General features: G+C 65.9%; 17 protein-coding genes and 2 pseudogenes. 8 read left to right on the plus strand and 11 right to left on the minus strand.

Annotation, left to right across the window (positions count from 1 at the left end; all coding sequences use genetic code 11):
* Positions 1-42: 42 nt before the first annotated feature.
* Together C446_RS13605 and C446_RS20395 are read right to left on the minus strand one after the other, a co-directional pair.
* Entirely contained in the window at positions 43-2,430 is a 2,388-nt protein-coding gene (locus C446_RS13605; protein ID WP_006673701.1) for a methyl-accepting chemotaxis protein, read from the minus strand.
* Positions 2,431-2,639: 209 nt separating this feature from the next.
* Positions 2,640-3,026, minus strand: coding sequence for a DUF7573 domain-containing protein (locus tag C446_RS20395; RefSeq protein WP_006673702.1), 387 nt, complete (start codon positions 3,024-3,026; stop codon positions 2,640-2,642).
* Between the two features lie 193 nt (positions 3,027-3,219).
* On the opposite strand from C446_RS20395, the gene C446_RS13615 reads away from it, so the two are divergent.
* Positions 3,220-3,411 carry a hypothetical protein gene (locus C446_RS13615; RefSeq protein WP_006673703.1) on the plus strand — a complete coding sequence of 64 codons (192 nt, stop codon included), beginning with the start codon at positions 3,220-3,222 and terminating at the stop codon, positions 3,409-3,411.
* Positions 3,412-3,451: 40 nt separating this feature from the next.
* Here C446_RS13615 and C446_RS13620 read toward each other — a convergent pair whose 3' ends face one another.
* The 6 genes and pseudogenes from C446_RS13620 to C446_RS20620 all read right to left on the minus strand — a co-directional run bounded on the left by C446_RS13620 (position 3,452) and on the right by C446_RS20620 (position 10,575).
* Positions 3,452-4,453 (minus strand): 5,10-methylenetetrahydromethanopterin reductase, encoded by a 1,002-nt coding sequence (locus tag C446_RS13620; protein ID WP_006673704.1) that lies wholly within the window; start codon positions 4,451-4,453, stop codon positions 3,452-3,454.
* A complete protein-coding gene (locus C446_RS13625; RefSeq protein WP_006673705.1) occupies positions 4,450-5,220 on the minus strand; it encodes a coenzyme F420-0:L-glutamate ligase in 771 nt (256 codons plus the stop codon). Before C446_RS13625 ends, C446_RS13620 begins: the two co-directional genes overlap by 4 nt.
* A 220-nt stretch (positions 5,221-5,440) precedes the next feature.
* Positions 5,441-7,093 (minus strand): hydantoinase B/oxoprolinase family protein, encoded by a 1,653-nt coding sequence (locus tag C446_RS13630; RefSeq protein ID WP_006673706.1) that lies wholly within the window; start codon positions 7,091-7,093, stop codon positions 5,441-5,443.
* Positions 7,090-9,198, minus strand: coding sequence for a hydantoinase/oxoprolinase family protein (locus tag C446_RS13635; RefSeq protein ID WP_006673707.1), 2,109 nt, complete (start codon positions 9,196-9,198; stop codon positions 7,090-7,092). Before C446_RS13635 ends, C446_RS13630 begins: the two co-directional genes overlap by 4 nt.
* 257 nt (positions 9,199-9,455) lie before the next feature.
* Positions 9,456-10,037, minus strand: a complete 582-nt coding sequence (locus C446_RS13640; RefSeq protein WP_006673708.1) for a ribbon-helix-helix protein, CopG family — start codon at positions 10,035-10,037, stop codon at positions 9,456-9,458.
* A gap of 56 nt (positions 10,038-10,093) precedes the next feature.
* Positions 10,094-10,575, minus strand: a pseudogene (locus C446_RS20620) (metallophosphoesterase family protein).
* Here C446_RS20620 and C446_RS13650 point away from each other — a divergent pair.
* The 6 genes and pseudogenes from C446_RS13650 to C446_RS13675 all read left to right on the plus strand — a co-directional run bounded on the left by C446_RS13650 (position 10,574) and on the right by C446_RS13675 (position 16,545).
* Complete coding sequence (locus C446_RS13650) at positions 10,574-11,995, plus strand: NUDIX domain-containing protein (RefSeq protein WP_006673710.1); 1,422 nt, start codon at positions 10,574-10,576, stop codon at positions 11,993-11,995. The pseudogene C446_RS20620 and the gene C446_RS13650 overlap by 2 nt on opposite strands.
* A 142-nt stretch (positions 11,996-12,137) precedes the next feature.
* Entirely contained in the window at positions 12,138-12,359 is a 222-nt protein-coding gene (locus C446_RS20625; protein ID WP_394295216.1) for a hypothetical protein, read from the plus strand.
* A 66-nt stretch (positions 12,360-12,425) separates the two neighbouring features.
* A pseudogene (locus tag C446_RS20725) lies at positions 12,426-12,694 on the plus strand (NAD(P)-dependent oxidoreductase); the annotation flags it as partial.
* Positions 12,695-13,156: 462 nt separating this feature from the next.
* A complete protein-coding gene (locus C446_RS13665; RefSeq protein ID WP_006673713.1) occupies positions 13,157-14,302 on the plus strand; it encodes a FecCD family ABC transporter permease in 1,146 nt (381 codons plus the stop codon).
* The gene (locus tag C446_RS13670) at positions 14,302-15,264 is read left to right on the plus strand and encodes an ABC transporter ATP-binding protein (protein ID WP_006673714.1); all 963 of its coding nucleotides are present in this window, start codon (positions 14,302-14,304) and stop codon (positions 15,262-15,264) included. The genes C446_RS13665 and C446_RS13670 overlap by 1 nt, the downstream gene beginning before the upstream one ends.
* A gap of 111 nt (positions 15,265-15,375) precedes the next feature.
* Entirely contained in the window at positions 15,376-16,545 is a 1,170-nt protein-coding gene (locus tag C446_RS13675) for an ABC transporter substrate-binding protein (protein ID WP_006673715.1), read from the plus strand.
* 174 nt (positions 16,546-16,719) lie between these two features.
* Here the strand turns inward: C446_RS13675 and C446_RS13680 are convergent, their stop codons facing one another.
* Positions 16,720-17,106: a putative zinc-binding protein gene (locus C446_RS13680; protein WP_006673716.1), complete on the minus strand. Its 387-nt coding sequence runs from the start codon at positions 17,104-17,106 to the stop codon at positions 16,720-16,722.
* A 203-nt stretch (positions 17,107-17,309) separates the two neighbouring features.
* The gene (gene engB / locus C446_RS13685) at positions 17,310-17,927 is read right to left on the minus strand and encodes a GTP-binding protein EngB (protein ID WP_006673717.1); all 618 of its coding nucleotides are present in this window, start codon (positions 17,925-17,927) and stop codon (positions 17,310-17,312) included.
* Positions 17,928-18,453: 526 nt separating this feature from the next.
* On the opposite strand from engB, the gene C446_RS13690 reads away from it, so the two are divergent.
* Positions 18,454-19,770, plus strand: a complete 1,317-nt coding sequence (locus C446_RS13690; RefSeq protein ID WP_006673718.1) for a TIGR00341 family protein — start codon at positions 18,454-18,456, stop codon at positions 19,768-19,770.
* 12 nt (positions 19,771-19,782) lie between these two features.
* Here the strand turns inward: C446_RS13690 and C446_RS20635 are convergent, their stop codons facing one another.
* Entirely contained in the window at positions 19,783-20,316 is a 534-nt protein-coding gene (locus C446_RS20635) for a hypothetical protein (RefSeq protein WP_006673719.1), read from the minus strand.
* Position 20,317: the final 1 nt, after the last annotated feature.

Genomic DNA, 20,317 nt, shown 5'->3' on the forward strand with positions numbered 1-20,317 from the left:
CGACTGGGATATAAATGTTCGGGCGTTGCTCCCGACAGGCCGTCACTCCTCCCCCGAGTCGACCGGCTCGTCAGTGACACCCTCGAGGTGATTGCTCCCCGCCGTAGGGCCCCCGTCTGCTGCCGTCTCGAACGTCGCGAGCAACGTCTCGAGTCGGTCCGCTCGCTCGTGGAGGTCCGTCGCACTCTCGGCGACGGTCGAAATCACGGCCGTCTGTGCCGTCGCGCGTTCGAGAATCTCGTCGGCCTCGGTCGCGGTCGTCTCGCTCAGTTCGGTCACGTCGTCGGCCATCGAGACGAGTTCCGCGGCGGAATCGGCAATCGCGTCGGTCGCCTCGTCGATGTCCTGAACGCCTTCGTCGGCCCGCCGGACATCTGATTCGATCTCACGGAAGGCGGCGACCGAGCGATCGATAGTCTCGGTCCCTTCGGCGACGCGCTCGCGCATCGCAGCCATCTCCGCCGCGGTGGCATCGGTCCGTTCCTGAACGGTCCCGATAAGGTCCTCGATTTCGCCTGCGGCAGTCTTCGTCTCAGCTGCGAGCCCTTTGACCTCCTCAGCGACCGTCGCGAACCCGTCGCCGGCCGGTCCGCCGTCTCCACTGCCCGCGTGGGCGGCCTCGATCGAGGCGTTCAACGCGAGAATGCTCGTCTGGTCGGCGATGTCCGTCACCGCTCCGACGATCTCGTCGATCCGGTCGACCGCCTCCTCAAGTCGGCGGATTTCCTCAAGGGCGGCCTCCGACCGCGCTTCGATCGCCGCCATTTCGTCGACGACCTCCTCGGCTGCATCTATCCCCTCGCCGGCGCGCTCGGCGGCCTGTTGAGAGGTTTCCGCGACCGAGTTCGCCGTCGAAGCGATCTCTTCGACGGTCGCCGACGTGTCCTGTATCTCGGTCGACATCGAACCCATACGATCGTTTTGACGCTGGACGGTCGCCGTGATCTCGCGGACCGAAGCCTCGACGTCGTCGCCGGCCGCCTCGAGGTCGACGCACTCCCCTCGCACATCGTCGCTGGTCTCGGCAACCGCTTCGGCGAACGTTGCGATGGTCGCGACGGTTCGCTCGAGGTCGGCGACCGTCTCGTTGAACGTCCGTGCGATCTCGGCCATGGCCTCGCTCTCTGTGTCGGGCTCGAGCCGGCGAGTCAGGTCGCCGTCGGCACAGGCCGCCATCACCTCACAGTACTCGGTGGCCGTCAGCTCGAGATGCTCGGTCTGCTCTTGGGCCTCGCGACGGGCACGTTCGGCGCGTTCCGTCGCCGCCTCGGCTTGCTCGCGAGCCTCGTTTGCCTGCTCTTTGGCCGCTTGGGCTTGCTCGCGGGCCCGCTCGGACTCCTCGAGTTGTGTGACCAACGAGTCGCGCATGTCGTCGATTGTCCGGTAGAGATCACCGATCTCGTCGGTCCGGGTGGTCTCGAGTTCGACATCGTAATCACCATCACGGATCGCGCCGGCTCGGTCGGAGAGCCGTCGAATCGAGGTTGCGGTGTTGCGTCCCAGAACGACGCCGAGGACGCCGATCAGGGCGACCCCAACGACGGTCAGCAAGTAGCCAAACTGGTTGACCGTGTGGACGAACCCGAAGGCGTCTGCCTCACCAGTGTGGACGAGCACGGCCCAGTCGTCCGCGGTAGTGTGATAGCCGACGACGTAGCCGTCCGGCGCGAACTCGTATGGGTGGTCCTGCAGCGCCGCACTCGGCTGACCATCGACCCTGATCGCGCCCGGGCCGTCGGATCGTGCGAGTTCCTGAAACCGGTCCGTGTCCTCGTACACGCGGAGGAAACTCGTATTTGTCTCGTAGTCACCGTAGCCGAGTTGGCGGTCATCTGCGACGATCCTGCCCTCGTCGTCGAGGATCGTGACGACGGTGTCGCCACCGGTGGTGTAGTCGATCAACCGTTCCGAGAGAGCAAACGTGTAGACGAGCGCGCGGCTCCCTTCCTCACCTTCACTCTCGCTGCCGACGCCCACGTAGTAGGAGACGACCGGATGCTCTTCGACGGCCAGCCCGAGTGCGTCCGGCATCGCATAGGGGTCCGTCCGCTGGACTTCGTGTTCGGAGAGATCACTCGAGAGAGCATCCGTATTCGGGAACTCCAGTTCCTCGAGCGTCTCGGCGTCGGAGTCCGCACCGGCGAGGATCTCCCCGGTGTCGGTGTCGACGTAGAGTGCGTGCATCCGCTCGTCCGGCAGATCGTAGTAGACGTCTTGCAGATAGTCCTCGATCAGTTCGTCCTCACCAGATTCGACGACCGGCGCACCGGCCGAGGCGATTACGAAGTTCTCGTTTCGCTCGTTCCAGTCGTCGAAGGCCACTGCTTCACGCACCGCCGCGTCTTCTTGTTCCTCGAGAGCCGAGTCTGCGACGCTGCCGGTGATCGCCTCTGTCGCGGCGATCCCGATGCCACCGATCGAGAGCCCCATTAGCAACAATACGATTCCGAACTTGAGCGCGTACCGCCGCCTGACAGCCGACGGGACGAGCCGCCGGACGGAAGCCCACCGCGAAGGGTTCGATTTTGCCACAATATATTACGAAATAATACATCATAGATATATTATTTGTGGCCAGAAGGGCCACTTGGGGAGGGGAAACAGAACTGGAACTCGGGGCAGTCGAAACGGACCAGCAGCTACCACTCCTTGCAGTCGGGACAGACGAGGCGACCTTCCCCGTCGCGCCAGACGCGCTCGCTTCCGTCGCCACAGCTCACACAGTCGTAATCGCCCCACGCGTACGTCGAACGCGCGGGGTCGGCCGTGGGTTCGGTCTCGAGATCGGTTCCCGAACCGGCCCCGGAGTCGCTCGTCGACTCGGACTCCGACTCGGGATCGGGGGCGTGATCGGAGTCGGTCGACAGTTCACCACCCGATTCGGTGGGAGAACTCGAGGAAGCGGTCACGCCTCGATCACCGTCTGCGTCTGCGTCGGGGTCGGGGTCGGGGTCGGAGTCACCCTCGGCTCCAGTATCACTCTCGCCGTCTTCGGCAAAATCCGAAAGCGTCGCGTCGTCGGTCACGCGTCGGCCTACGGTCGGTTCCGGCTTAGTGGCTCCGACTCCGGTCCGGACCCGCCTGCGGGTTCCAGCCGCTTCCACGGACCAACGAGAGAGCACCCACAACGAAGGCCAGACCCCTCGAGTCCGCCGGTTGGTCGCCACCAGACGACGACGGACCGGCACCGCCAAGTACCATCGCTGACAACCCCCACGCATGGAACCCACAGCGTTGAACGTCATCGTTGACAACGTCGTCGAAATGACCGAGCACTTCGGCGAACTCGCCACCGGCGAAGGGCTCGCACCGCTGCTCGTGCTGGTCGGTACCCTGCTGATCGTCGCCTCGCTCGGCGTCTTCGGCGTGTTGACGCTCGGTGCGGTCGCCAGCCTCTTCTCCTCGGACTGAGCCGGCCTCGAGGTGTCGACAACGCTCCAACCTGATCGGATCAGCCGTCCGTCGCCAGCGCAAGCGCCTCGCTTGCACGCTCGACGGCATCCTCGAGGTCCGGGCCGAGCGGCGACCCCACGACGATCCCATCGACGTGCTCCAAGGCCGCCTCGAACCGATCGGCGAGAGTCTCGGTCGTCCCCGCGATACAGAACGCGTCGATCATCGCGGGAGTCACGTGGCCGAACGCCTCCGTAAGGTCGCCCCGCTCGAGCGCGTCACTGACGGCCGTCGCCGCTTCGCGATCGATGTCGTGGCGCTCGAGCACCGGTTCTGCCGCGCCACCGACGATGAAGGCGACGGGCGGGCGGGCGGCCTCGCGGGCGGCGTCCGCCTCGGCGGCGACGCTGACGCTCGCGAACGCGAGCGACTCGAATTCGCCGTGGTCGTCGGGCCGCTCCGCGAGCCCCTGTTCGATCTGTTCTGCCGACCACTCGAGGTCCCGCGGATGGGAGGCGTTTATCAACACGCCGTCAGCGTGTTTCGCGCTCATCCGGAGCATGTGCGGACCCTGCGCGCCGACGTAAATCGGAATCTCGGTCGGCTCGAGGTTGAGCGACGCGTCTTCCGCCGTAAACGTCCCGTCGTGAGAGACGGTCTCGCCGTCCCAGAGGTCACGGGCCACGTCGAACGTCTCGAGGACGCGCCGCAACGGCCGTTCGCGTTCGATGCCGAGGTTCGACAGCGAGGAGCGGTCGCCAGCGCCGACGCCGAAGACGGCCCGGCCGTCGCTGACCTCGTCGATCGTCGCGACCCGTCCGGCGAGCGTGACCGGGTGGCTCTCGTAGGGGTTGACGACGCCGGGTCCGAGTCGGAGTTCGTCGGTTGCCTCGGCCATCCGCGAGAGGGTGACGAACGGATCGCGATTGAAGTAGTGACAGCTCGTGAAGGCGACGTCGAACCCCTCGTCCTCCGCGAGCCCCGCCAGCGAGGCGATCCGCTCCGGCGGATGTTCGGGGGTGAGTTCGATCCCCCAGGTCGGTGCTGTAGCGTCAGTCATGGCTCAAACCTCCACTCCCGAAGCGCCTGCCGAACCAGATCGTCCTCGACCGATCGGTACAGTTCGTCGCTCCCCTCGAGGTCGCCGAACTCCCAGTCCCGAACGACGACGGCGGGGTTTCCGTCGGCCCCCTCGCCGGTGACGAGGTTCGCGGCGGCGGCGAGTTCGTCGACTACGGACTGGACGGTGACGCCGAGTTCGCGCCCGTCGCGGTCGCGTTCGCCCCGCCAGTCCCGGCTCGCGGGCATTCCGGCCCAGCCGAGCGCGACCCCGCGCTGACCGTGCCGGAACGGTCGGCCACTGGTGTCGGTGACGATGACGCTCACGTCCTCGTGGCCCCGATCCTCGAGTCCCTGGCGAATTCGCTCGGCGCTCTCGGACGGCCGTTTCGGGAGCAAGAGGAGGTCGTGCTCGGGCACGTTCGACCGGTCGATCCCCGCGTTGACGGTGATGTGGCCGAATCGCGTCTCGGTCAGCAGGAACGGCGCTTCGACGAGCAGTTCCGTGCTCTCCTCGAGAACGGCCTGTGCGAACCGGGGGTCTTTCTCCTCGCCCGCAACGTCCTCGATGTGAGCGGCGATCTCCTCGGCCCGGGCGCTGACGGGGTACTCCTCGAGGTCGGCGGTTCGGCCTTCGGCTTTCGAGACGACCGTACTGGCGACGGTGAGGACGGTCCCCTCGAGGTCGTCGGCCCGATCGGCGATCAACTCGGCGAGGTCGTCGCCGGGACGGACCTCGGGCAGGTCCGTCACTGGCGTCAGTTCCATACCGGAGGGTGGGGAAGCGGCGTCAAAAGCGCACCGTCACCGGAGAATGGAGTCGCCGCTGGAAAAGGAGAGCCGAACACGGCCTGGTGAACGACCGCGCGGGCGGCCGGCTGTCGTTCCACGTACAACACTCGAGTCGCCGCCACCCCAACCAAAGTGCAGTTAGTAGGTGGCTCTCGCCGCGAAAAGGGTGATCACGACGCTCACGGTCGGCACGCGGCTACTGCTGTTCGTCGTCAGCCATCTTCCCGGCGCGTCGATCGGCCTCGAGCGCGTCCTCGTCCCGTTTCTCTGGATCACCGTGGCCGCCGCCACCGGGCGTCCGCACGGTGACGGTCGTTCCGGCCTCGACGTCGACGGTCGTCTTCGCCGGCACCGACTCGCCGTCAAGCAGGTTCTCGCCGGTCGCGCCGTCTTCGCCGCCGGCGACGCCCGCAGGGGCGTGGCGGCGACGCTCGGTCAGCAGCGAGACCGTCGCGTCTTGCTCGACAGTCACGGTGCGCTCGAGGCCGAGGCCGCCGCGGTACCGTCCCTCGCCGCCGCTGTCGGGTCGCAGGGCGTAGCGGTCGATCCGCAGTGGATACTCCGTCTCGATGGACTCGACGGGCGTGTTCAGCGTGTTGGTCATCCCGACCTGCACGCCGTCCATGCCGTCCCGGTCCGGGCGTGCGCCGAACCCGCCGCCGATCGTCTCGTAGTAGGTGAACGACCCGTCCCGCGCGCCGATGGTCAGGTTGTTCATCGTCCCCTGGCCCTGCGCAGGCACGCGATCCGGCGCGGCCTGAGCCAAGGCCGTGAAGACCACGTCGGTCACGCGTTGACTGGTCTCGACGTTGCCGCCGACGACGGCTGCGGGCGGGTCGGGGTTGAGCAGCGTTCCTTCGGGTGCGTGGACGCTGACCGGCTCGTAACAGCCGTGGTTCGGCGGAATGTCGGGATCGGTTACGCAACGCACGACGAAGTAGACCGCGCTCGTGGCGACCGCAAGCGGGGCGTTGAGATTGCCCGCGAGCTGGTCGTCGGTGCCGGTAAAGTCGACGGCGATCTCCGCACCGTCGATCGTCACCGTCGCTGCGATCCGGACGTCGTCGGCCGTGAGGCCATCACCCTCGAGCCGGTCGGTCGCCTCGTAGGTGCCGTCCGGCAGTTCGGCGATCTCGTCGACGAGCCGCTCACGGGAGTAGTCGATGACGGCGTCGAAGCCCTCGAGGACCGTCTCGCGACCGTGTTCGGCGAACAGCGCGCCGAGTCGTTCCGCTGCGCGTTCGTTCGCGGCGAGTTGGGCCCGCAGATCGGCACGGCGCTCGCGTGGGTTGCGAACGTTTGCGAGCACGAGCGAGCGGACATCCTCGCGTGGCTCGCCGCCCTCGACGAGTCGCGTCGGAGGGAGCCGAAGCCCCTCCTGGTAGATCTCCGCTGCGCCCGCTGGCATGCTTCCGGGAGTCATCCCGCCCACGTCGGCGTGGTGGGCACGCGAGACGGCGTAGCCGACGATATCGTCCCCTTTCGCGTCCGCCGCCGACCGGTTCGGCGCGAGCGTCGACACCATCGTCACGTCGGGCAAGTGTGTCCCGCCGGTAAAGGGGTCGTTGAGCACGAACACGTCGCCTGGCTCGGGGTCCCGTTCGCGCACGGCCTCGACGGCCGCCGGCATCGCCCCCAGGTGGACCGGGATGTGCTCGGCCTGGGCGACCATCCGTCCGTCAGCGTCGAACAGTGCCGTCGAGCAGTCCCGCCGTTCCTTGATGTTCGGCGAGTACGCCCCACGGATCAACGTCTGTCCCATCTCCTCGGCGACGCTCTCGAGTTGGTTCCGGACGACCTCGAGAGTCACCGGGTCGATGTCCGTCCCGTCACGTTCCGTCCCACTCATCGGTCGGTCACCCCCTCGTGGTCCGTTCGCGTTCGAGTCATCGCGAGCGCGCCGTCGGAGAGTACGTCACCCTCCCACGTCGGCGGGACGACGGTCGTACTCTCGGCCTGTTCGAGGATGGCAGGACCCGAAACGGTCGTTCCGGACTCGAGTCGGTCGCGATCGTAGACGGTCGTCTCCCACGGATCGCTCGCGGCGTCGGGGACGGGGAAGTACGCCTCGCGCGTGCCGACGACGGCGTCGGTGTCGGCGTCGCCACCACCGCCTTCGTGGCGGACAGTCGGTTCCCTACCGGGAACCGTCGCCGTCGCGCGCAGATTGACGATCTCGATCCCCTCGTCCATCGCGTAGCCGTAGGCCCGTTCGTGGGCGTCGTGGAACCGCTCGGCGACGGCCTCGGCGTCGAACGCCTCGTCGATGCCGACGGTGAGTTCGAAGCTCTGGCCCGCGTACCGGCAGTCCGCAGCGCGTTCGACTCGTGCTCTGTCCGGGTCGGAAGCGTCCCCGAGCACGGCAGCGACGAGGTCGTCGTACACCGACTCGAGTGTCGCCGGATCGGCGTCCGCGAGATCGACACCGACCGTCCGCACCGCGTCGTAGCTCTCGTCGGCCGCGAGCAGCCCGAACGCCGACAGCACCCCCGACGGCCGGGGAACGACGACGCGGTCGGTCTCGAGTGCGTCGGCAAGCGCCGCGGCGTGCATCGGCCCCGCGCCGCCGAACGCGACCAGGGCGAATTCGCGGGGATCGTGTCCCCGTTCGACGGTCACCGAGCGGACAGTACGGGTCATCGTCGCGTTCGCGACGCGGTAGACGCCGCGTGCGGCCTCGAGCGGGCTGTCCAGCTCAGCCTCGTCGGCCAGTCCCTCGAGCGCCCGGCGGGCAGCCCCGGCATCCAGCGTCATCTCGCCGCCGAGCGCGGTTTCTGGGCCGATGTAGCCCAGCACGACGTTCGCGTCGGTGACGGTCGGCTCCGTTCCGCCCTTCCCGTAACAGGCAGGGCCAGGGTCGGCACCCGAGGATCGGGGACCGACGCGGAGCGCGCCGCCGGCGTCGACCCAGGCGATCGACCCCCCGCCAGCGCCGACGGTGTTGACGTCGACCATCGGCGTGCGGATCGGCAGGCCGGCGATCTCTGCGTCGGTGGTTCGTTCGGCCTGGCCGTCGCGGACGAGACTCACGTCGCTCGAGGTGCCGCCCATGTCGAACGTGACGAGTCCGGAGACGGCGTCGTCGCCGACGGTCGCGGCCGCACCGACGACGCCCGCTGCGGGGCCCGACAGCACCGTCGTCACCGCACGTTCGCGGACGGTTTCCGGATCGGCGATGCCGCCGTTGGCCTGCATGATGCTCGGTGCCGGGATACCGGCGTCCTCGGCTTCGTCGACCAGCCGGCCGACGTAGTCGTCGATCGCCGGCCGGACGTAGGCATCGACCGCCGTCGTCGACGTACGCTCGAACTCCCGGAACTCCGCGAGCACTTCGTGGGAGGCCGAGATCGGTACCGCGAGTTCCTCGCGTAGCGTCTCGGCGACGACGCGTTCGTTCTCTGTGTCTGCGTAGGCGTGCAGCAGGCAGACGGCGACGGCCTCGACGTCGTGCTCGCGTAGGGTCCCCGCCAGGTCGCGGACCTCGTCCGGATCGACGACTCGTTCGATCCCGTCGGGCGTCACTCGCTCGTCGATCTCGAACCGCAGCCCTCGGGGAACGAGGGGGTCGGGTTTCTCGGCCTCGAGGTCGTACAGCGCCGGCCGGTCCTGCCGGCCGATCTCGAGCACGTCCCGGAACCCTTCGGTCGTCACGAGCGCCGTCTTCGCGCCGCCACGCTCGAGCAGGGCGTTGACCGAGACGGTCATCGCGTGGGCGAAGTCGTCGATCTCGGCGGGCACAACACCGGCGTGCTGGCAGGCCTTGTCGATCCCCTCGAGGACGCCGACGTGCTGTGGGTCGGTCGTCGGGACTTTCGTAGTGACGAGTCGGTCGTCGACCGAGAGTGCGATGTCGGTGAAGGTGCCGCCGACGTCGACGCCGACGCGGGTTCGGTCGGCTGCTTCGGTTTCGGACTCGGTCTCGGTCTCGGCCTCACCCGTCCTTGAGTCAGTCATCGTTCTTCAAGCAGGAAACCGCGCCGTTTACCGCGTGGGGGAATCTGATCGCCTCCGGCAGGGAAGACACGTTCCCACCGGCTCGGGGGGAAAGTCCTCGTCGATCTCGTCGTCCAGTACGCATTTACGGACATTCCCCTCTCGCCGGCGGCAAAAAGGCTGTTAAGAGTGGAACCGAACGGGCAGGTGCGTAGCCGCAGTCGGTATGAACGGTTGTGAGGTCGTATGCAGTCGTCGTCGCTCGAGCCGCGGGGGTCTCACTCGAGTCGTTCGGTGACGATCGCCTTCGAGACCCCTCGATCGATGTCGATTTCGGTCGGCAACCCGGCGATGCTGCGCTCGAGGAACCGGGTCATAAACCAGCGAACCGCTTGCGAAGGAAAGACCACGTGGTAGACACGCTCGTCGCCGCACTCGCGTCCGCCGTCGTCCTCCTGGCGGACCTCGAGGAACCCACAGAAGGAGAGCCACTCGAGCAACTCGCCGGCCGACGCGAACCTGTCGGCGTACTCGCGGCCGTGGTAGTCCGCCACCCGGTCGGCCGCCGCGACGAATTCGGGATCGGGATCGCCACCGGCGTAGCAGTGCTCGAGGAAGGCATGCAGGAAGTCGACGTCGAGCAGGACGTGCTCGCCGGAGGAGAGCATCCGGTAGTAGCGCGCGAGGGTCTCGTCGGAGTCGCTCGCGTCTCTGTTCCCCGTTGCGGCCTCGAGGTTCGCCGCGTAGAAGGTCAGCGCGCGTCGTGTGACCTCGCTCTGTCCCTCACCGGTTTCGGCAAGCAACGTCTCGAGGGCCGCTTCGGAGTCGTCGTCGAGCGACACCGTGACGCGTCGGGTCATGCTCTCGGAGACGGACGGGAGACTGGTATAGTTCACGACCCGGCGTAACCGGCGGGCTACGCCGTCAGCAGGACGACCTCGTACTCACCGTCCTCGACCGTCGCGACGTACATCGTCGCCCGCTCCGCCGGACTGGCTCCAGTCTCGCTGCCGGGGTTGAGCACCCGAACACCGGCGACCGTCTCGTCGACTCGCCCGTGGGTGTGGCCCGCGGCCACGATCGGATCGACTCCGGTATCGGCCTCCGAGCGCGCCGTCTCGAGCACTCGATCGCGCCAGCCGTCGGGCGACCCCGTCCCGTGGGTGACGACGAAGGTGACCACCTCGATCACCCGGGTTGCCGCCACCGGGCCTCGAGCGTCGCGGAATCTGCGTTGCCGCGGGCACAGGTCAGGTCGCCGTCGGCGAGGTCCTCGATCCGGTGGTACGCGCGTTTCGAGTCGAAATCGCCGGCGTGGGTCGCACAGTCGCCACGCCGGGGTTCGTCCGCGATCCAGTCCCGAAAGCGATTCCCTCCCCGCCGCCCTTGCGCCGGTATGAGCGATCCCGACGAGACCGACGCCGACCACGTCGTCACCGCCTTTCTCCGCCACCGGGGACGGGTCCTCCTGTTGCGCCGCAGCGACGCCGTCGGAACCTACGAGGGCGCGTGGGGCGGCGTCTCCGGCTTCGCCGAGGGCGATCCCGACGAACAGGTCCGAGTCGAGGTCCGCGAGGAAACCGGCCTCGAGGACGACGACGTGTCGTTCGTCCGGTCCGGCCGTCCGGTCGAGTTCGTCGACGACGACCGCGAGCGAGGCCGGGACTGGGTCGTCCACCCGTACCTGTTCGACCTCGATGGAGACGACGAGCAGGGGAGCGACACGGAGTCGGCGACCGAAACCGAACTCCAACTCGGCGAGGAACACGACGAGTACGCCTGGGTTCCACCGACGACGGCACTCGAGCACGTCGGCGACGACCTCGAGACGGTACCGAAGCTGTGGGCCGCCTACGAGCGCGTCGCGCCGACGGTGCGCTCGATCGCCGCCGACGACGAGCACGGTGCGGCCTGGCTCTCCGTTCGCGCGCTCGAGGTTCTTCGCGACCGCGCGGGACTGCTCGTCCACGAACGCGCCGCGTTCGGTGCCGATCCCGAGGACGAACGCGACGAGCTGGCGGAACTCGGTCGCCGATTGCTCGAGGCCCGTCCCTCGATGGCGGTTCTGCGAAACCGGGTGAATCGAACGCTGTCGGCGGCCGACTCCGGCTCAGACTCCGAACCCGACACCGGCGGGGGTGCACCGGCAGTCCTCGAGGCCACACTCGAGGGGCTCGAGCGCGCGCTCGCCGCCGACGACGAGGCCGCCGCGACCGCGGGCGAGCACATCGACGGCACCGTGTTGACGCTCTCGCGATCCGGCACCGTCCGGGAGGCGCTGCGCCGTGGCGACCCTTCGCGCGTGTTCGTCGCCGAATCCCGGCCAGCACGGGAGGGGATCGACGTGGCCGAAACGCTGGCCACCGACGAGACGGTCGCCTGTCCCGTGACGGTCCACACTGACGCGGCCGCAGCACACGTCCTCGCTCGCGAGGACGTGGACCGCGTGGTTGTCGGTGCCGACACGATCCGGGCCGACGGCGCGGTCGTGAACAAGACCGGCACGCGGGCAGTCGCCATCGCGGCGAGCCACGAGGGCGTGCCCGTGACCGTCGTCGCGGCCACCGACAAGGTCTCGACCCGCGAGGAGGTCAACCTCGAGTCCGGCGACCGCGATGCTGTCTACGACGGCGACGGCTCGCTCGATGTCGTCAACCCGACGTTCGACGTGACGCCGGCCGACTGCATCGACGAGATCGCGACCGAGGGCGGCTCGCTCGAGCCCGACGGGATCGACGCCGTCGCAGCGGAGTTGCGCGACCTCGAGTCGTGGCGGCCGGGGGCGGAAGCGACAGACGGAAACCTCTCGACGGAGTAGGGTTCGCCGGCGGCTGTGACGAGAGGTTACCCCCACTGAGCCCCTTGTGACGAGGGTTTTCCCCGAGCCGCCGTTTGCGAACCGGGGCGCTAGGTGCTGTTCTGGACGAGGATTGAACCGTGAGTTAGCCGTACTCCTGGTTATGACACCGGAGTCCGATCGCGAACTCGAGCGTCTCGGCGTCCACGACTCCGTCGCGACCGTGTTCCCGCCGGCGAAGTTGGGTCGATACCTCGAGGGAGTCCCGGTCGATGTCGCCATCGTCGACGACAAAGACATCGGGGACTGTGCTGCCGTCGTTTCCCTCGAGCGCCGTGAGACGTTTCCCTCGAGCACCGTGAGACGTTTCCCTCGAGCACCGTGAGACGTTTCCCGAGACCGACCAGTTCACTCGATCCAGGCCGGCGTCGATCGGTTTCCGTTCTACGAACACGTCGTCGACGTCGGTCGAGGCTCCGTGTTCGACGAGTCGGCGCTGATCGATGCCCTCGAGTCGGACGCCATCACCGGTGCGGCCCTGGACGTCTTCGAGACCGAGCCGCTACCCGAGGAGTCGCCGCTGTGGGTGATGGACGAAGTCATCGTCATGCTCCACTGTGCAGCCTATACTGCCAGATACTACTGTGACGTGGGTAAGATCGTCCGAGAGAACGTCGAACGACTCGAGCGCGGCGAGTCGCTCACAACAGGGTCGTGTAGTGGATCGCCCGCAGAATCGATCTCGATCGTCGGCAATCGCCGGCGTCCGTACGGCCACAGCTCGCGGCCGTCCTCTGGGCCGTCCTTGCGGAGTCGGAAGTCACGATCCGTTTCGGCGTGCAGCTACCGACATCGGTGAAACCGTCGGTTCTGACACTGATAAGCCTGGTTCCCAGTAGACGCACGCACGAGCACCGATGTAGACGGGTTAATTGCCGTCCGTATTCGGCGATTCCTCACGTCATTCTGCTACCCAAGCCTCTTTCACGATGGGGTGGTCTCTTTCGACGTGCGGCGTTGTTTAGGCCCACCAAAATCAAAACAATCATATTATTTTAGGCCAACCTAAAAGTATGCGACAGGACGCGATGGCGGTCCGTTCGGTGGCGGGCGGGTCGCTCCCGCTCTCGAGCGGGCAGGGAGTCGACGTGCGACCAGTATGGGAACGGGGGGTGACCGTCGGTGAGTGACGCGCATTCGAAGACCGCGTCCTCCCACGCGGACCGTCAGAATGCGTTCGTCGACTCGAAACTACTCTCGGTCTGTCTCGGGGGCTCCGCGATCATCGTCGTCAGCGGACTTGTCCAGCTCAGCTTCGGTGCGTATTCGATGTCGGTTGGACAGGCCTGGCGGGCGCTGTTCGATCCGGCCGTCGTCACGGACTACCGATGGCTGCTCAACTTCTTTTTCGGCGAGGACGTTCTCCACGCGCTCACCGGGTACCGGACCGAGGACCTGCCCGAACTCTCGACGGCAACTCACATCGTCTGGAACATCCGGTTGCCACGGGTTCTCGCGGCGGTGGTCGTCGGAATGAACCTCGCTATCTCCGGTGCGATCTTCCAGGCGGTTACCCGAAACGAACTCGCGAGCCCGTTCATCCTCGGGGTCTCTTCGGGAGCTGGGCTGATGATCCTGCTCGTATTGACGGCCTTCAGTGGTTTGACCGCGTTCCTGCCGCTTATCGCCGCCGCGGGCGGAGCGCTCGCGTTCCTCGTCGTCTACGCGATCGCGTGGAACAACGGGACAAGCCCCGTTCGACTCGTGCTGGCAGGGGTCATCGTCGGCACCGTCTTCGGCTCGGTCCAGACCGCGATGTTCGTCTTCACCGACGATATCGCGGTCGTCCAGCAGGCGATCTCCTGGCTCAACGGCTCGCTAACCGGTGTCAGCTGGGAACACGTCCGTATCGCTCTGCCGTGGTCCGCCGTTACCGTCGGTCTAGCGTACCTCAGCTCTCGTCAGTTGGATGTCCTGCTGCTGGGCGAAGAGACGGCCTCGTCGCTCGGGATGTCCGTCGAGCGGATTCGATTCGCATTGTCCGGCGTGGCCGTCCTCGCGGCCGCCGTCAGTATCGCCGTCGCTGGCATCGTCAGTTTCGTCGGTTTGATCGTCCCGCACGTGGTCCGCAACGTCGTCGGAAGCGATCACAAACAGCTGATGATCGGCTGTCTGTTCGTCGGTCCGGCCCTGATGATCTCGGCCGATGTCGGCGCTCGGCTCGCGCTCAACCCCGTCCAGCTCCCCGTCGGGATCGTCACGGGGCTGATCGGTGGTCCCTACTTCCTCTACCTGATGCGCAAGAAACAGCAACTCGGCGAGCTCTGATGACTATCTCCGAACGGCACAGCACCACGAACCGAGCCCGAACCACCCAACGACCCGATACGATGGCGACGAACACTTCCACCGAGACCCAGCAGAATCGCCCGGAATCGACCTCCCAGAACGCTTCCGAACCGGCCGAGCGAAAAGTAACCGCCACCGGTCTCCGAATCGGCTACCCGTCGGCCGACGAGCCGGTAATCGACGGCGAGTCGATCGCAGTCCCCGACGGCGAAGTGACCGCCCTCATCGGCCCCAACGGCAGCGGCAAGAGCACGCTGCTCAAAGGGATCGCCAGGCAGGTCTCGCTCGAGACCGGCTCCGTGCTGTTAGACGGCGATGACATCCACGACCTCGAAAAAAAGGAGTTTGCACGACGGATCGGCCATCTCTCTCAGGAAAACGTCTCTCCTGGGAGCCTGACGGTCGAGGATCTCGTCTATTACGGTCGATATCCCCATCGAGGCTTTTTCGAATCCGTTACCGCGGAAGACGAGGCTGCCGTGGATCGCGCGATCTCGCTGGCCGGGATCGAACACTTGCGAGGTCGCGAACTGGACAGCCTGAGCGGCGGACAGAAGCAACTGGTCTGGATCGCGATGGCGCTTGCCCAAGAGACCGAAGTCCTGTTGCTCGACGAACCGACCACCTTCCTCGACATCCACCACCAACTCGAGGTCATGGAGATCGTCGAAACGCTGCGCGATCACAGCGCGGTGACCGTCGTCCTCGTTCTTCACGACATCGAACAGGCGGCCCGCTACGCTGATCATCTGGTCGCGTTACGGGACGGCTCGATCTACGCACACGGCCCACCGACGGACGTTCTCACGGAAGCGTTGCTCGCCGATGTCTTCCGCATCGAGGCACACGTCGAATACGATACGGACCACGGCGAGCCGAAGATCACCCCGCTGGGACCGATTCACAGGGGCTCGAGCGGCGACGCTAGTCACGACGCGTAACGACCTCTTTTTTCGTGATCTGGCTCTCGAGGCCATAGGCTGGTGTGCCCACTCTGTTTTAGGCTGGCCAAAATCAATTGGTTTTAATCTTTTAGGATAGCCTAAACAAGTATGGCACACAGACGCCGCATACTCGCATCGAGTGCAAGCGTCCTCGCAGCCGGTGTCGCCGGCTGTCTGGGCGGGGGAGACGATTCGGGAGCCGACGAGAGCGAGACTGGGAGCACCGGCGGGACCAATGGGGGAAGCAGTGCAGACACTCCGTACGATGTCTGTATCGAGCCAGCAGGCTGTCATACCTTCGAGGCGGTACCGGAGACGTTTTTCACCATCCCAGGCACGGCGGAGGACATGGCGATGTCGCTCGGAATCCAAGCCAACGCCCACGCCTACCCCGAGCGCAAGCCCTACAAATTCTACGACCAACTGCCGGGCGTCGAACACAACCCAGACGAGATCCTCCAGTACGGAGAGGGGGAGTCAGCCCGTAACTACGATAAGGAAATCTTCTACGAGGTCGATCCCGACGTTATCCTCGCGGACCCGCGGATGCTGCAGTTCTACTCGAACTGGACCGACGAGGATATGACCGAGATCGAGCAGGCCGTCGCGCCGGTCCTCGGGTCGTACATCCGCAACGACTTCGAAGGCGAGGACCCACACTACACGCTGTACGAATTGTTCGAGAGGATCGCCGAGGTCTTCCAGCGCCAGGCCCAGTACGAGGCGTGGGTCGACCTCCACGACGCGTTCATGGACGAGATCGAGTCGAACCTTCCGGACGGTGAAGGACCCACCGTCGCCGTCTCCTGGCGTGGGATTACCCCCGAATCCGGCGAGTTCTTCCCGGCACCGATCCACCGGAAGCGAAACGACGCCCGGAGCTTCCGCGATCTCGGCTTCCGTGATGCCTTCGCCGAAGCAGGACTCGAGCCCGAGGGAACGGTCGGCTACGAGACGCTGCTGGAAGTCGACCCCGACTACATCGCCGCCTTCACCCTCTCGTCGATGACCGGCAACGAGTGGCAGTCCCAAGTCGTCGAGCCACTCGAGGACCACCCCTCGGGAAGCCGTCTCTCGGCGGTCCAGAACGACAACGTCGTCCGCTCGGCCGGCCAATTCATGGGACCGATTACGCACCTGTTCTCGACGGAGGCCCTCGCCAAACAAGTCTACCCGGACCGCTTCGGCGAGTGGCCCGGCGACTCCGTGGACATTCCCGAAGACGAACAACTGTTCGACCGCCAGCGAGTCGCCGACATCGTCAACAGAAATCCGTAACTGCCGGAGCTCCGAGAGGGTCGTCCTCGCAGCCGAAGCGTCATGCCGTGCGGTGGTCGGCCGTATACGATTCGGCCCGACCTCTTCGTTCGGCAGCTCGGTGGAACCTCTCGCTATCGCCGGTTCGAGGAGAAAATCGTCATCCTGTGAAAGTCAGTTGTTAGTTGTCAGTTGTCAGACCTCTGCTCCGGCTTCAGCGAGTTCTTCGATGTCCGCCGTCAGCTCCGCGAGCAACTCGTCGGCCTGTTCCTGGTCGTAGTCGGTGTGATACTCCTTGGGAACCCCCATCGTCGCGAGATTGTAGTGGCGGTCGGGCGAGACGTCGTGATTGTCGAGACAGGCTTTGGTACACTCGAGCGGACAGCCGTCGATGGCGACGATCGGTCGATCGTCGGTCGCGGCCTCGACCAGCGGGCCGACATCACCGCCGACGCCGGCGATACAGGACATCTCGGCTACTTCGTTGCGATCCAGCGAGACGGCCAGGTCGTTCGCCATCTGGGCTGCGCTCGAGCAGCCCGAACAGGAATAGACCAGCGGAAGCTCGTCGTAATCGGTCATGCAGGTGCCCCCTGCCAGTCCAATACGTTAATCGTGGCCCCGAACATGTAACCGGCAACCGGCTCGAGTCCAGAGCGGCGATCCAGCCGTGGTACCGATCGACCGGGGACGACGGGACCACAACGTGTCGGACGACCGGGAACACGACCTCGTCGTACTCGAGCAGCGAGAACGAGCGGGCGAAAGGAGGAACGCTTTCGGTTCTAGAAGAACTTGAACAGGTCGTCGCGCTGTTGTTCGTGGAGGTGCTCGCGGACGGCCTCGTTCAGTGGTTCGATCCGTCCTTTCTTGGCCGTGATCGGCGCGATCGTCTCTTGCCACTGCTTCCAGGGTGGGTAGAGTCCGAGACGATCACAGAGCTCGTCGAGCCGCTCGTCTTTGTCGTCGACCTTGTCCATCTTGTTGACCGCGACGACCGTCGGAACGTCCAGTTCCCGCAGGAAGTGAAACATCTCCACGTCGTAGGGAATCTCGTCGGGACCGGAGTGACGATCGATGATGTCGACGACGCTCTTGCCGTCGACGACCAGGATCGCGACGAGGATGTTTTCGGCGTACTCCTCGAGGTAGTGGACGATGTTCGTCTTGATCTGCTCGCGTCGGTCCTCGTCGACGCCGCTCATGAATCCGAAGCCGGGGAGGTCGGTGATGACGAAGTCTTCGGGGGCCCAGTCGTAGTGATTCGGTGCGCGGGTGACGCCGGGGTTGCCGCCGGTGTCGAAGTCGTGGCCGGTCAACTCGCGCATGAGCGTGGACTTGCCCACGTTCGAGCGACCGACGAGGGCGACTTCGGCCTCGCGGTCGGGACGTGTATCGAACATACCGGGCCCTACGGGCGTCGCGGGTATATATACCCTGATGCGGATCGTGGATTCGGATCGTGGTTCGTTTCCGTTTCTCGTCGCCGGTGGTCGTTCGCCAGTCGCTGGTCACAGGTCGTGACTCGATAGCCGATACTCGATACTCGATATTCCATACCTTGCCCCTCGAGTTCCCGACACGTTCGGCTCGTTCCCGCGTTTGACGCACGTACGACGGTAGGCGACCGGGCTCGAGCGAGGAGAGAGCGAGGAGAGAGCGAGGAGAGAGCGAGGAGAGAGCGAGGAGAGAGCGAGGAGAGAGCGAGGAGAGAGCGAGGAGAGAGCGAGGAGAGAGCGAGGAGAGAGCGAGGAGAGAGCGAGGAGAGAGCGAGGAGAGAGCGAGGAGAGAGCGAGGAGAGAGCGAGGAGAGAGCGAGGAGAGGACGAACAGAGACCAAGCAGAGAACCAGCCGGCACCGGAGCAGCGAGATGTGCAGATCGAAGCGAAGCGCCCCAAATTATGACCCCCCGGATTCTCATCCCCCGACGTGCGTCTCGTACAGTTGACGGTGCCGACGGGAAAGCGGGAGACGGTCCTCGGCGCACTCGAGGACCGCGGCATCGACTACGTCGTGACCGACGAGGAGAGCAGACGGGAGTACACCGCGGTCGTCTACTTTCCGCTGCCGTCGCCGGCCGTCGAGCCGGTGCTGGACGAACTACAAGAGGCGGGGATCGACGAGGACGCCTACACCGTCGTCGTCGACGCGGAGACGGTCGTCTCCCGTCGGTTCGAGGCGCTCCGCGAGGAGTACGAGAACGGCGACGTCGAGACCGACCGAATCTCCCGGCAGGAGCTACAGGCCGAAGCCGAGTCGCTGACGCCGACGTTCAGCGTCTACACCGTGATGACGGTCATCAGCGCCGTGGTCGCGACTGCGGGCCTGCTGCTCGACTCGCCAGCGGTGGTCGTCGGGTCGATGGTGATCGCGCCGCTGATCGGCCCGGCGCTCGGCGCGAGCGTCGGTTCGGTAATCGACGACGAGGAACTGTTCACCGAGAGCGTCTTCTACCAGATCGTCGGAGTCGCGGTCGCTATCGCAGCGGCGGCAGTGTTCGCGTGGCTGGTCCGGATGACAAACGTCGTGCCACCGGGGCTCGACATCACGGCCGTCGGGGAGATTTCGGAGCGGCTCGCGCCGGACTTGCTCTCACTGGCCATCGCGCTGGGGGCGGGCATCGCGGGAATCATCAGCATCGCTACCGGCACCTCGGTCGCGCTGGTCGGTGTGATGATCGCCGCGGCGTTGATCCCGCCGGCGGCGGCAGCGGGGATCGCCATCGCGTGGGGTCAACCGACGGCCGCGATCGGCTCGACGGCGCTCGTGCTGGTCAACGTCCTCTCGGTGAACCTCGCCGGACTGCTCACGCTGTGGTACGTCGGCTACCGCCCCGAAAACCTGTTCTCGCTTGGCGAGACCGAACAGCGCGTGCGCCGACGGATCGTCGGCCTCGCCGCGATCGTGTTCGTCTTCGCGCTGTTTCTCGGCGGGATCACCTACGCCTCCTACGTCAGTGCGACGTTCGAGGAGAACGCCCGCGAGGAGGTCGAACTCGTCCTCTCGGAAGAGGAGTTCGCCCAGTACCAGCTGCTCGAGTTCGAGGTCGTGATGGACGACGAGTACCCGTTCGTCAGTCCGGAACAGGTCGTCGTGACGATCGGTGGCCCACCGGACGAAGCCCCGCCGGCGCTGGCCGATACGTTACGCGAGCGGATCAACCAACACAGCGACGACCAGGTTGCGGTCGAAGTCAGGTACGTCAACGTGATCGAAGGCAACGGGGAAGCGTCTCGAGACGGCTGACTCGGGACGGTTTTAGCGGTCGCGTCGTCGCCGGACGCGCTCGAGCAGGCTCGTGTCGACCTCGGGTTGGAGGTTCGATTCGGGTTCAGTTTCAGGTTCGGATTCCCGTTCGGGTTCGTGCTCGGATTCGGAGTGGGGGTCGGGGTTGGGGTCGGAGTCGGAGTCGGAACGAGAACTGCAGTCGGCGTGGGAGTCGGACTCGGACTCGGACTCGGAACCCAACACCAACCGAGACATGCGACCGATCGTGCTCGGTTTCTGCCCCATTTTGTCTTCGTCGTCTTCGTCGTCTTCGTCGCCCTCCCCATCCCCGTTCCCCTCCGTCGATCCACGACCGAGTCGCCGTCGCACCCAGGCCCGAGGCCCACCGATCCGATTGATAAAGTACGTCGGCAGGTACAGCGCGATAGCACCCAACGCGATGAAGCCAAGCCCTCTGGGGAGCTGTCCCGCTCCGAGATTCGAGAGACCGATATAGAACATCGGCCAGGCCATCGAGAGCCCGGCTGCCGTCTGGAGCATCCAGAGGATTCCGGGCCCTTTCATA

It is taken from the genome of Halobiforma nitratireducens JCM 10879 (assembly GCF_000337895.1).
In the GTDB taxonomy this organism is placed as follows: Archaea; Halobacteriota; Halobacteria; order Halobacteriales; family Natrialbaceae; genus Natronobacterium; species Natronobacterium nitratireducens.

Excerpts from the sequence above, each read along its gene's own strand:
- C446_RS13605 (WP_006673701.1), bottom strand. The coding sequence starts at position 2,430 with ATGGGGCTCTCGATCGGTGGCATCGGGATCGCCGCGACAGAGGCGATC.
- C446_RS13615 (WP_006673703.1), top strand. The coding sequence starts at position 3,220 with ATGGAACCCACAGCGTTGAACGTCATCGTTGACAACGTCGTCGAAATG.
- C446_RS13620 (WP_006673704.1), bottom strand. The coding sequence starts at position 4,453 with ATGACTGACGCTACAGCACCGACCTGGGGGATCGAACTCACCCCCGAA.
- C446_RS13625 (WP_006673705.1), bottom strand. The coding sequence starts at position 5,220 with ATGGAACTGACGCCAGTGACGGACCTGCCCGAGGTCCGTCCCGGCGAC.
- C446_RS13630 (WP_006673706.1), bottom strand. The coding sequence starts at position 7,093 with ATGAGTGGGACGGAACGTGACGGGACGGACATCGACCCGGTGACTCTC.
- C446_RS13635 (WP_006673707.1), bottom strand. The coding sequence starts at position 9,198 with ATGACTGACTCAAGGACGGGTGAGGCCGAGACCGAGACCGAGTCCGAA.
- C446_RS13640 (WP_006673708.1), bottom strand. The coding sequence starts at position 10,037 with ATGACCCGACGCGTCACGGTGTCGCTCGACGACGACTCCGAAGCGGCC.
- C446_RS13650 (WP_006673710.1), top strand. The coding sequence starts at position 10,574 with ATGAGCGATCCCGACGAGACCGACGCCGACCACGTCGTCACCGCCTTT.
- C446_RS20625 (WP_394295216.1), top strand. The coding sequence starts at position 12,138 with ATGACACCGGAGTCCGATCGCGAACTCGAGCGTCTCGGCGTCCACGAC.
- C446_RS13670 (WP_006673714.1), top strand. The coding sequence starts at position 14,302 with ATGACTATCTCCGAACGGCACAGCACCACGAACCGAGCCCGAACCACC.
- C446_RS13675 (WP_006673715.1), top strand. The coding sequence starts at position 15,376 with ATGGCACACAGACGCCGCATACTCGCATCGAGTGCAAGCGTCCTCGCA.
- C446_RS13680 (WP_006673716.1), bottom strand. The coding sequence starts at position 17,106 with ATGACCGATTACGACGAGCTTCCGCTGGTCTATTCCTGTTCGGGCTGC.
- engB (WP_006673717.1), bottom strand. The coding sequence starts at position 17,927 with ATGTTCGATACACGTCCCGACCGCGAGGCCGAAGTCGCCCTCGTCGGT.
- C446_RS20635 (WP_006673719.1), bottom strand. The coding sequence starts at position 20,316 with ATGAAAGGGCCCGGAATCCTCTGGATGCTCCAGACGGCAGCCGGGCTC.